The 11,330-nt window shown below is 69.3% G+C and carries 9 protein-coding genes; 4 read left to right on the forward strand and 5 right to left on the reverse strand.

The features are described from left to right. On the reverse strand, positions 1–849 hold an 849-nt coding region (locus tag ACWD4O_RS46775; protein WP_451289232.1), incomplete at its 3' end, for an Ig-like domain-containing protein. A 1,654-nt stretch (positions 850–2,503) separates the two neighbouring features. Between ACWD4O_RS46775 and ACWD4O_RS46780 the strand changes: the two genes are divergently transcribed. The 3 genes from ACWD4O_RS46780 (at position 2,504) to ACWD4O_RS46790 (ending at position 5,887) form a co-directional block, all read left to right on the forward strand. Further along, positions 2,504–3,730 carry a sensor histidine kinase gene (locus ACWD4O_RS46780; protein ID WP_451289205.1) on the forward strand — a complete coding sequence of 409 codons (1,227 nt, stop codon included), beginning with the start codon at positions 2,504–2,506 and terminating at the stop codon, positions 3,728–3,730. Then, a complete protein-coding gene (locus tag ACWD4O_RS46785) occupies positions 3,727–4,401 on the forward strand; it encodes a response regulator (protein WP_451289207.1) in 675 nt (224 codons plus the stop codon). The genes ACWD4O_RS46780 and ACWD4O_RS46785 overlap by 4 nt, the downstream gene beginning before the upstream one ends. A gap of 256 nt (positions 4,402–4,657) precedes the next feature. Continuing rightward, positions 4,658–5,887 carry an alpha/beta hydrolase gene (locus ACWD4O_RS46790; RefSeq protein WP_451289208.1) on the forward strand — a complete coding sequence of 410 codons (1,230 nt, stop codon included), beginning with the start codon at positions 4,658–4,660 and terminating at the stop codon, positions 5,885–5,887. A gap of 29 nt (positions 5,888–5,916) precedes the next feature. Here ACWD4O_RS46790 and ACWD4O_RS46795 read toward each other — a convergent pair whose 3' ends face one another. Continuing rightward, the gene (locus ACWD4O_RS46795) at positions 5,917–6,039 is read right to left on the reverse strand and encodes a hypothetical protein (protein WP_451289209.1); all 123 of its coding nucleotides are present in this window, start codon (positions 6,037–6,039) and stop codon (positions 5,917–5,919) included. A gap of 639 nt (positions 6,040–6,678) precedes the next feature. Between ACWD4O_RS46795 and ACWD4O_RS46800 the strand changes: the two genes are divergently transcribed. Further along, positions 6,679–7,932 (forward strand): tetratricopeptide repeat protein, encoded by a 1,254-nt coding sequence (locus ACWD4O_RS46800; protein WP_451289210.1) that lies wholly within the window; start codon positions 6,679–6,681, stop codon positions 7,930–7,932. 495 nt (positions 7,933–8,427) lie between these two features. On the opposite strand, the gene ACWD4O_RS46805 is transcribed toward ACWD4O_RS46800, so the two are convergent. The 3 genes from ACWD4O_RS46805 to ACWD4O_RS46815 all read right to left on the reverse strand — a co-directional run bounded on the left by ACWD4O_RS46805 (position 8,428) and on the right by ACWD4O_RS46815 (position 11,121). Further along, positions 8,428–9,081, reverse strand: coding sequence for a hypothetical protein (locus ACWD4O_RS46805; protein WP_451289211.1), 654 nt, complete (start codon positions 9,079–9,081; stop codon positions 8,428–8,430). After that, positions 9,078–9,704 (reverse strand): hypothetical protein, encoded by a 627-nt coding sequence (locus ACWD4O_RS46810; protein WP_451289234.1) that lies wholly within the window; start codon positions 9,702–9,704, stop codon positions 9,078–9,080. The genes ACWD4O_RS46805 and ACWD4O_RS46810 overlap by 4 nt, the downstream gene beginning before the upstream one ends. Before the next feature lie 277 nt (positions 9,705–9,981). Next, a complete protein-coding gene (locus ACWD4O_RS46815) occupies positions 9,982–11,121 on the reverse strand; it encodes a lytic polysaccharide monooxygenase auxiliary activity family 9 protein (protein ID WP_451289212.1) in 1,140 nt (379 codons plus the stop codon). Between the last annotated feature and the right edge of the window lie 209 nt (positions 11,122–11,330).

The raw sequence follows: 11,330 nt of genomic DNA on the forward strand, positions 1-11,330 counted from the left end.
TACGCCCGCCGCTTCGAGGCCTTCGGCTGGCACACCGTCCGGATCGACGGGCACGACGTGGACGCGATCGACCGCGCCTACGGCGAGGCGGTCTCTGATCTGGCTCCGGCCGATCTTGAACGTGACCGTCTTCTGGATGCCGTGGCGGTTGAGCGTGACGGTGACGGTGGAGCCGGGCTTCCAGTAATTCTCGGGGCGGAAGTCCAGGCGGCGGTCGTTGAACCAGTGACCGGCGACCCGCTGGCCGCTGCTGGAGCTGACCTGGATCTCCGACTCGACAGCAGCCTTGTCGCTGACCGCCATGTCGAAGTCGACCCTGACCGGCATGCCCACGCCGACGGTCGAGCCGTCCGTGGGGGAGACGTGCCCGATGAAGTCGTTGGCCGGGGAGACCGTGGTGATCGTGGCGTTACCGGTGGCGGAGCGGCCCTTGGCGTCCTCGGCCTCTGCGGTGATCTGATACTTGGTGGCACGCTCCAGTCGGCCGTTCGGCTTCCAGGAGGTGCCGTCCGCGGACAGAGTGCCCGGGATCTCGGCACCGGTCGCGACGGCGGTCATGGTCACCTTGGTGAGCTTGCCCTTGCTGACGGTGACACCGACCGGGCCGTCGATCGCGACGTTGTAGGCGCCTTGCCCGGGCGTGATCTTTATTCGGGCGTCGGAGGCTTCCTGGGCGTCCGCCTGGTTTACCCGCACCTGCGACTTCGGGTCGTTCCCGGCACTGTTTCCGCTGGTGGCAGCGCTGCTTGTACCGCCGAGGGCCGTGACTGCGAGTACGCCCCCGAGTACGCCGGCCGTAGCCACCAGCCCGGTGCGTCGCTTATAGAGCGTGATCAAACGCTTCTCCATGCCGCTGGTCTTTGCATCCCTGTGCTGATCGCCGAAGGAGTGCAACCAGCTTTGAAACCATTTATAGGCGCATCTATGTTCATGAATGGGCAAATTATGGCGAAGGTCACGCATTGTCGAGCGCGTCGCCGAGGTTGCAGACGTGGACGTGGACGTGGACCTGGCCCTGGGAGCCGATGGCGGTCCGCACACGGATCTTGGTGCAGTTCCGCTTTGCCTTGCTCGTGCCAGTTGAACTGTGCTTCGGCAGGTCGACTCGGAGCAGAAAGCCCCGTGGGGGTTGGATGCACGACCACTGCGGCCGGTAGGAGCGCCACCTTGCAGCGCAAGATCGCGACCGGTCTGTCGTTGCCGCCCGGGCTCACGACCCGGCTGGCGAGGACGGCGGCGACTCCCGCAACGGCACCCGACCCGCGGCAAGACCGTGCTCACCGGGTCGGACCGGTCGAGATATCTGTGCCCCGCGACCGGGACGGCATCTTCGGGCAATGTCCACCATCACTGACAAGGCCGGCCCCGGAGCCCCCACACCGTTCGTGAGCCGGGCGGCAGGAGTGTCCGAGCCGGAGGACGGCGCCTGAACGTGTGCGGTGCCCTCAGCCGGCAGCAGCCCACGGGATCCTCCTCCAGCTCCGTGCCGCGAGAGAGCGAGCCGACTGAGCAGGGGTCTGGTCGGCGCGCGAGGCGCGTCGACTTCATGGATCGCGCCCCGCCCGGGCCCGGGTGCGCCGTACGGTCGTTCCACGGATGGCGACCGGGCAGTGACGCCGGGTAAGGCGTGGGAGGGGATCCGAGGATGGTCAATGCCCGTACGTACCCGCTGTGGCGGGATCTCGCGATGGGCGAGGACCTCCCCAAGGAGCCCGCAGGACGGTGATCGAAGCCCTGTGCGCCACGGCGAAGAGTCCGCAACGCACGGCTTTGACGCTCAGGCCGACCAGTGGCGTGAGAAGGCCCTTGAGGCCGCACTGCCCGCACTGCTGGCCCGGACGTCTGCCAAGCGGCTGCGGAACCGGCTCCAGGGGCAGGCCTCGACGAGAAGACGCTGGCCGCCCTGGCGGCCGAGGGCACGGTAACCGCCGCCGACCTGCCCACCATCCTGCGAAACCGCCGGGTCTGGGCCGGACTGATCACCGGTCCGGCACGACACCCAGCCGCTTCGAGGCAGCGATCGCTCTCCTGCCCCGCCTCGCCAGCCACGAGGTGAAGCGGGTCGTCCGAGACCTGTGCCGGACTCGGAATCTTCGCCCACGACCTCCACCGGATGACAACTCAAGACATCGTTGTGTCACCCTCCTCCCCCTGGAGAGCTACATCGGATACGGCTCTCCAGCAGGATGCCGACCAGGATGTTCCTCCGTAGTTTCGATTCCGCAAGAACATCTGGAGGCAAGTCTCATGGGTGGTCGGAAGCCGATCTGCGCGGCTACGCCGGGGTGTGCTGCCCGTTTGGCTACCGCGATTGCGTGTTTTCCGCCGCCAGCGGCCGCCGCGGGGCCGTACCTGCCTGCTCCGGCGCCGCTGTCTGCCATGGACGGCGGGCTGAGGCACAGTGCCCATACGACGCCCGCAGTTCGGGGACCTCAACAGAGTCCTCGCGATGTCCGATAATGATCATGTGTCCCAGACGACCTCCCCTACGGAGGGCCGCCCGATGCCCACCGCTGCGGCCAACCTGGCTGGTGGCCTTCGCCTGTTGCGCGCGGACCTCTTCACGGTCCGAGCCCGTCCTATGCCGCCGCTGTCCTGGCCCCGCTGGCTGCGCTGGCTGCCCCACACTCTGGTGTGCCTGGCAGCTGCCTTGGCAGCCGCCTCGACGGACACGACCACTCCTGTACTGGCATTCGCGCACGCGGCCATGCTGGTGGTCGCACTGCGGTGGCCGGCACCCGCCTGGTGGCTGTCGATGGCGGTGCTCACGGCCACCACGCTGGAGTATCCGCCCGCCCTCAACAGCCAGCTCTATGCGTGGATGGTGCACGCCGGCGTGCTCTTCCTCCTCGCACTGCGGGTGCGGTTGCTCTCCTCGATCACAGCGGCGCTGCTCAGTGCCCTGCTGGCGGTGATCCTGAAGCTGTTCGGCCATGCCGTGGAGTCATGGAAAGTGATCATCGTCTCCGCCGTGCTGTTCGTGCTTGCCGTCCTCGTCGGCACCGTGGCCCGAGGCCGCCGCCAGGACCATGCACGCCTCACCGAGCAGATCGCCGCCACCGCCCAGGAGCGGGCGCTGCGCACGGTCCTGGAAGAGCGCACCCGCATCGCCCGCGAGCTGCACGACGTCGTCGCCCACCACATGTCGCTGATCTCCATCAAGGCCGACGCCGCGCCCTACCGGGTGCAGGACCCGCCATCGGAGCTGGTCACCGAGCTGGCCTCGATCCGTGCCACCGCGCTGGAGGGGCTGGCCGAACTGAGTCACCTGCTCGGCCTGCTGCGTTCGGACGGCGACGACAGCACCACCCCCCAACCCTCCCTCGCGCAACTCGACGCTCTCCTCGCGAGCGTGCGCGCCGCCGGTCTGGACGCCACTGTCCGGATCGAAGGAACTGTCCGCCCGCTGTCGCCGGGGGTGGGGCTGTCGGCCTACCGCATCGTTCAGGAAGCCCTCAGCAACGTTCTGCGCCATGCCCCCGGCGCTGAGACAGACATCGAACTCACCTACACGTGCGACGCGCTGCACCTGCGGGTCCTCAATGCCCCAGCCGTACCCCCGGCCGGCCCTTCGCCGGGTTCCGGGCACGGTCTCACCGGCATGCGGGAACGCGCAGCGATGCTCGGCGGCGATCTCGTCACCGGCCCCACCCCCAGCGGCGGTTACGAGGTCGCCGCCACCCTGCCCGACCCCATCTCGCCCGCCACCGGCAAGGAGCCCCGCAAGTGACCATCCGTGTCATCGTCGCCGACGACCAGGCCATGGTCCGGGAAGCCTTCACCATCCTCCTCGGCGCCCAGCCCGACATCGAAGTCATCGCCACCGCCGAGAACGGCACTCAAGCCGTCGAGCAGGCCGGGGAACTGACACCCGACGTGATCGTGATGGACATCCGCATGCCGGACATGGACGGCATCGAGGCTACCCGTCGGATCACCTCCCAGGCCGGTACCCCCGCGAAGATCCTGATCCTGACCACCTTCAATCTCGACGAATACGTGTACGAGGCGCTACGCGCAGGGGCTTCCGGGTTCCTCCTCAAGAGCGCCTCCGGGGTCCAGCTCGCGGAAGCCGTACGCGTGTTGGCCCAAGGCGAGGCCCTTCTGGCCCCGGAGATCACCAAACGGCTCATCGCGGAGTTCTCCCGTGTGAGCCCGGCTGCCAAGAGGCCGACCGGGGTGCGCATCGACGCCCTCACCGACCGCGAGACCGAAGTCCTCACGCATGTGGCCCAGGGCCTGTCCAACGCAGAAATCGCCCGGAAACTGGTGGTAGCCGAAGAGACGGTCAAGACGCACTTCGGTCGCGTCCTGCGCAAACTGCAGCTCCGCGACCGCACCCAGGCCACTATTTTCGCCTACGAAACCGGCCTGATCACTCCCGGCAGCACAGCCCGCTGAAGACGGCGCCCCGCTGCCGACGCAGCCGCGGGATCCTCGGCTCCGACACCCCGCCGCCGCGACCGAGGCCCAACCCGCACGGCGGCCTTCCACCCCGCACGGCGGCCCTCCACCTGCACCGTGTAGCACCGGAGAGCTACGCAGCACGTTGGCTCCGGCGGGGGACGCGGAGACCCGACCCGGGAAGCCAGTCTCGTGGTGTACCGAGCGGAGGCCCGATCCGCCTCCCTCACCTCTGCCTCGGAGGAGCACCACCATGTTCACCAGCCGACGTCCGGCAACGTCACCAGCAGCCGCCCCTCCCGGCAAGGTGCGGAGAACCCTGCGCGTCGTGGTCGCCGTGATCGCCTCCGTCATGGCCTTCCTGATCGCCACGATCATGCTGGGCGCCTACTTTCCGGCCATCCCGAAGGTCGGAGTGATCGGTGCGGTCCTCGGCGGCCAGTACCCCTTCCACATGGCCATCCTCGCCCTGGCCGGCACCCTCCTGGGAATCACGGCCTGGCGCAGCGGGCTGCCGCGCTGGGGCCGCGTCCTCACCACGGTCACCACACTGTCCATGGTGGCCGCGCTGACCATCGGTGGCATCCAGTTCAGCGCCGCGCAGCAGGCGGGTGCGAGGGTCTCCTTCGGCGAGGTGTTCAGCCAGATCGCCTACCCCGATACCCACCCGGACACGACCCAGGTGTACGCCACCCGCGACAGCCAGCCCCTTAAGGCGGACCTTTACCTGCCCGGACATAGCCGGAACAGCCGTAACAGCCGGAACACCAAGGCGCCGGCGATCCTCCTCGCCCACGGCGGCGGCTTCCACACCTTCGACAAGAGCGACCTGCGCGGTACCGGACGCTGGCTGGCCGACCACGGTGTGGCCACCATCGCCGTCGACTACAGCCTGGCCGCCCCCGACCGGCCCACCTGGAACACCGCCCCCCAGGACCTGCTGTCCGCTCTGCGCTGGGTACGGGACAACGCCGACAAGTACGGAATCGACACCTCCCGCATTTCCATGGGCGGCATGTCGGCCGGCGGCACCCTCGCCATGAACACCGCCTACCGCCTCCAGAACGGCACCATCCGCGCCGCCGAAGGTCCCACCCCCACACCTCCGGCCTCCGTCGTCGGCTTCTACCCCGGCACAGACGTCACTCAGATGTGGAAGGCGGACGTCTCCGGCAGCCGCGAGGCCGCCGAACTCTTCACCGGCGGCACCCCCGTCCAATACCCCCAGCGCTACCGCGAGGTCTCCCCGACCACCGAAATCCGCAAGGGACTGCAACGCACGCTGCTCGTCGTCGGCGACCGCGACCGCAGCGCCCGCCCCGAAACCATCAAGAGCTTCGCCGCATCGCTCCGAGCCGACGACGTGGACACCACGTTCAAGAAACTGCCCTTCGCCGAGCACGCCTTCGACGACGCCTACGGCAGCCTCACCTCACAGACCAGCCGCCAGATCCTCCTCGACTTCCTCACCAAGGGCACCTGACACGACGCCCACTTCGGCCTTTGGAGGAGTTACGGCCGCTGCAGGCCGAGGCGTTCCCGCTCACCCAGAACCTCGACCAGCTCGAAGTCCTCGACCTCGACGAGTTCCGCCTCCTCCAGGTCACCCTCGCCGAGCTCGAACAACGCACCCAACTGCTCTTCCCGGCCGCCTTGCACAACGACGACACCCTGGCCGCCCCCGAAGCCGTGACCGACCGCACGCCGCTGGACAGCCTCGCCGACATCCAGTGGGACTGGCCGACGCCACAACCCAACGGCGCCAGACCCGGGGGGCTTGAGTCCGTACGGCCTGAGCACCCACGTACCGGGCATGCGAAGTGGAGTTCGAGGCACGGCTGGGCGCTGGTTTCGAAGCGGCCAATCGTAGGAGGTCAGCAGTTTCCTGGACGGCGAGGGTGGCCAGGGCGTCGCGGACCGGCAGGGTGACGGTGTCGCCGGGTCGTGCTGCTGCAGCATGGAGGCCGGGGCGGCGGCATGAGCAGGGCGGCGAGCGCGGACAGCGCGGTGACCGTCGCGCGTCCGGTGCGGGCGAGGCCCGCGAGCGGATCCTTTCGAAGATCAAGAACAGGTCGCGATCCTCGTAGTTGGCGCCGACTGACAGGGTGCGTCATTCCGCGTACGCGATATTCGGAGCTGGGGTGATGTCAGTGGGAGGGGCTACGGTACGTCGCTGTGGACGCAGCTGATCTTGACTATCGGGCCCGGACGCAGTCTGGCTGCATCCCGCCGCATCTGGTCTCCCGGCTTCTCGAACTCGGCGATGCCGAGGAGGTGGAGTTTTGGGCTGGCCATGGGGAGTGGTTCTGCGCGCGGGAGTGGGCGAGGCTGCTCGGTGAACAGGGCCGGCAGGCTGAGGCGCTGAAGATACTCGCCCCGTATCTCGCTACAGGCTGGTGGACGGCCACGTGGGCCACGGCGGAATTGTTGGAGAGCTGGGGGCGGACCGACGAGGCGATCGTGCTGACCCGGGCTCGTATGGAGGTCGGGCATCCTCTGGCACTGGAGTCTTATGCGCGATTGCTCGCCCGGCACGGCCGGGACGACGAGGCGTTCACGCTGCTGCGGCCACACATCGACGACCGGTTCCTCGCTGCGGCCCTGGTCGACGTCGCGGAGGGCGCCGGCCGCGACGAGGAGGCCGCAGCGCTGCTCGCCGCCCGGATCCCGGATGAGCACCGTTGCGACACCCCGTGGTGCTGTCGCGGCCTGGACCCAGACACGGCGATCGGCTTGCTCGCCACGATCCGCGAACGCCAGGGCCGCATCGACGAAGCAATCGCCCTGCTCCGCACCCGTGACGTCACCTCGGTCAACGGCCGGGACCAGCTGGCCGATCTGCTGGCCCGGCACGACCGGGCCGGTGAACTGCACACCTACGCAGTAACCGAGGAGTTGGGGTACGCCGCACAGCGCCTCGCGGAACTGCTGGAGGAACACGGTGACGTGGAGGGGGCGATCGCGGCATACCGGCAGGCCGGCGAACCTGTCGCCTACGACCCCAACTCGGCTGTCCGGCTCGCGCAGTTGCTGGCCCGGCACGGCCGGGGGACCGAAGCAATCGAGGTGATGCGCCACCAGGCCGACGCTCGCAACGGGGACGACTGGATCCTCCATGCTCTGTCCAACCTGTACCTCGACCAGGGCCGCCCCGAGGACGGCCTGGCGCACCTCGACGCCCTTGCCGCCGCCCGCGGGGGCGAGGAGGACTGGGACCTCTTCTGGATACGACTTCCGCTGATGGTCGCCTGCAACCGGGCTGACGAAGCGATGGAGCAGGCCCGGGCTCACCGCGAGGGCGGCACGTCGTACGCGGCACCCCACATTGCCGAGCTGCTCGCCGGCGCCGGACACACCGAGGAGGCCGTCGCCGTCCTGCGCCCCCACGCCCCCGCAAACGGCCACGACCTGGCCGGGTACCTCATTGACCTCGGCCGCATCGAAGAGGCCGTGGCCGTCCTTCACCAGGACAATCCTCGTCCGCCACAGTTCTCGACCACCGCTCGGAGCGATGGACCCCCGTTCTGAAGATCTGCCTGGCGCAGACCCAAGGGCCGGTCAGCTCGCCGAGTTGACCGCGCCACAGGGGGCCCAGCCCCTCAGCGGACTGTTGTTGGCCGGCGTGTGACGGGATTCGAGCAAGGCGGTTCAGTCGGAAGAGCCGAGGACCAGTGTGCCGGTCAGGGGGACGCGGGCTCGTGGCTGACGAGGGCGGCAGACAGTCCCCGGCAAGACCAAGAAGGACCTGGCGCTCGGCCTCGGTTGCGGCTGGGTCCCAGCGCAGCTTCGTGCCGACCCAGGTCGCGGCGTAGGCGCAGTGGCAGGAGGGCGTCCGAGGGCAGCCACTCGGCCGGGTCCTGCGTCTGCCTTGGACCGGTTGGAAGCGCGCGGGTTCCCGGAATCCTGAGCGTTGGCAAGCCGGAACCTGCATGTCAGCTGATGGCTGTGGTGGTCCCGCGCACAGTTTCGCCGTGGTTGACGGGATCTGGCTTCCCGAGCGTTCGCCGTGCCGCATCCAACTGGCTAGCGCGCGGGCCAGTGTGGGTTCGGCATTCCGTCATCGCTCATGTGCGCCCGCTGCCAGATCTCGTTCCAGCCGTACGGGATATCCGGCACGAGGCGGTGTCGCTGCCCACACGGACATGGCACCGGCGCCCACGCGCACCCACGGCACAGCTCGACCCGGCCGTGCCCGGTCGAGTTCGGCTCCAGCGGTCCCTCGTCCCCGCAGGCCGGGCAGCCGGGGAGTTCGGCGCCATCCAGAATGGCGTTCTGTCGCCGGACGTACTCGGGCAGTCGCAGCGACGGGTGGCGAAACGGGTCTTCGTACCAGGCGCGGTCCGGGCCCTCCCACCTGCTCCGCAGCCACCACGGTCGCGGGTTCGCTACAGCCCGCCGCCCGGACCGCTTCTCCGCCCGGCGCTGCGCGGCGTACTCCTGCGCCCGCGCGAGCCACAGCACCCGCGCTTCATGCAGTTCCTCCACCGCCCGCACCAGCGCGTCCGGATCCGCCTCCAGCCGCCGGGGGATCGCGGCGCTGAGCGTGAGGTGGTGGTACGTCGCCCGGAAGCCGTATGGCGCGAAGAGGGTGATACAGGTTCGCAGCGCGCTGTGCCGGCGGCGGAGGGGGAGGCGGGCGTCGTGCACGCGCGCTCGGTGGGTCAGGAAGCTGGTCATCGTGTGGGCCCCAGGTCCAGTGCCCGGGCCAGGGCGGCGGTGACGGCGGCGGCGTGTGCCGGCAGGTGTTGTTCGGCCCAGGTTCCGGCGAGGCTGAGGAAGTCCCGCAGGTCCTGCTCGGCACCGGTGACGAGCGTGCGTACCTGGTCCACTGGCAGTTCGATCACCGGGCTGCCGTCCTTCGCGTGGGCGTCGAGAGCCAGCCGGACGGTGTCGCCGACGCGTTCGGCCACTGAGGACGGGTCGTGGCCGAAGTAGGAGCAGCCGGTGCCGCCGAGCGCCTTCAGCCAGTCCCGCCAGGTCTCCAGGCCGCTGCAGCAGCCCGGATCGACGAAGACGGTGTCGGTTGCGTTGTCGGTCACCCGGAACCCGCCGGCGGCGAACAGGTCGGGCATGGTGAGCAGCTCGTGCAGGAACGTGCCGAGGGGGTCGGTCGGACACGGCCCGTGCTCCTTCTCCGGCTCGATGTCGTTGCAGTCGGCGATCCGCATCACCGCCGTGCCGACCTCCGCCGGAGTCAGCTCCCCGTCCGGAACGAGGTAGCCGTACGACTCGTGCTCGCCAACCGGCCGGAGCGCAAAGTCGTCGGCAGCGAAGATCTCCAGAACGGGTTGCATCACCATCACACGGGGATGATGCCGGACCCACTGCCACGCCGCCACGGGCTTTGGCTGCGGTATCGCGGCCGGCAGCAGGACGGCGGTACGCAGGCGGCGGGCAGTCACGTCGGCCCCAAGAGGTGGGGTGTCACTGTGTGCGGCCCGCCCCGGCGTGGCGCCGGGGCGGGGTCCGGGAGTGAGAGTGCGAGCGTGATCGAGTCCGGTTCCAGGCCCGCCGGTTCCCGCTCGTCACGGTATGCCCGCGGTGCCGAAGCCGGGCAGAGCGCGGCTCCCCGTCAGATCATTCGAAAACGACGTCCGAGACGGACACGAAGAACTCACCGGTCATCTGCTGCTCCTGGTCGAGGTGGTCGCAGCACCTCTCTGGGTTGCCGGTGGTGCAGACACCGCCGTGCCCGCCCCAGACGTTCACGATCGCGTGGCGGCCCCTCTTGCGTCCGGCCAACGCCGCCGTGGTCCAAGCCTGTTCGGGGTCGCGACCGTGGACGACCACCATGAACGGAGTCGGCTCCAGGTCGGCCCAGGACAGCGGGGCCGAGGCGTTCCAGCCGTCCCTGGTGACGAAGAACTGGTACGTCCACGTCGGCCCGATGTGGTTGGCGGTGTGCTCGTAGGAGAAGGTGAGGTCCTGGGCGCCGGCGTCGAGGGCGGCGGTGGGCCAGTCACCCACGAGGTCCAGGCCCGCGAAGCGAGGGTTGCCCGCGGAGGCCACCTTGCCGACATCGCCGCCGGTGCTGAACTTCCGGTACTCCAGGTAGTGGCCGTGCCGGTTCCACGGGTAGTCCGCGCACATCCGCTCCTTGCCGGGGACGACTTCCGACCACCAGACGTCCGGAGCGCAGGATGCACGGACCTGGTCGCAGAAGGCGCTCGTGCAGGCGTGGCCCCCGCCGCCCTCCGCGGACTTCAGGGCGAGCAGGGAGCGGCCCGGCGGGTCGGCCATGTTGCCGTGCATCGGCTGCGCGACGTCCCCGCTGCGGTCGTCGGACACCGCGATGGGGATCGGCTGGTACGGGTCGTCGGACCGGCCGGGAACGGTGCACTCCTCGGAGAGCGGGCTCCAGCTGCCGTCGCCGCGCCGGGCCCGGATGCTGACCTGGTAGGTGTCGCCCGGATCGGTTCCCAGAGTGACCCAGTGGTTGGCGGCGAGCTTCCAGCCGCCCCACCAGGTCGGCCAGTCCAGATAGAGGGTCTGGGCGGGTTGTCCGTTGAGCCACACCTCGTACTCGTGCGGGTACGGAGCCCGGCCGTCGTCCCAGTCGGGCGGGGTGGTGTCACCGCCGGAGTTGCCTCCGGTGGTCCATCGCAGGGAGATGCCGTGGAGGACCTCGGAGCCGTCGGTCCGGTAGGTCGTGGCGGCCGTGAGGTCCTTCGGGTCGTAGTAGTCGCCGTTGACGGGAGTACTGGAGTTGGGGGTCACCCGCAATCACCTCGGTCTTTCAGGGCAGCGAAAAGCTGGCAGAGGACGGAAGGGTGCTCTCCAGTCCCTCACCCCCGGCTCCCTGAAGCCACCCGGATTAGCCCCAACGGGTGACGTTTCAGCGCCGGGCAGACCTTGCCGCGTAGGCGGCCCCCTCCGGAGCTCGTGCCCAACCTGCGCGAGCGTCGTCGGCTCGTGCTGGAGCACCG

Source organism: Streptomyces sp. NPDC002623 (genome assembly GCF_053592635.1).

Excerpts from the sequence above, each read along its gene's own strand:
- ACWD4O_RS46780 (WP_451289205.1), top strand. The coding sequence starts at position 2,504 with ATGCCCACCGCTGCGGCCAACCTGGCTGGTGGCCTTCGCCTGTTGCGC.
- ACWD4O_RS46790 (WP_451289208.1), top strand. The coding sequence starts at position 4,658 with ATGTTCACCAGCCGACGTCCGGCAACGTCACCAGCAGCCGCCCCTCCC.
- ACWD4O_RS46805 (WP_451289211.1), bottom strand. The coding sequence starts at position 9,081 with ATGACCAGCTTCCTGACCCACCGAGCGCGCGTGCACGACGCCCGCCTC.
- ACWD4O_RS46810 (WP_451289234.1), bottom strand. The coding sequence starts at position 9,704 with ATGGTGATGCAACCCGTTCTGGAGATCTTCGCTGCCGACGACTTTGCG.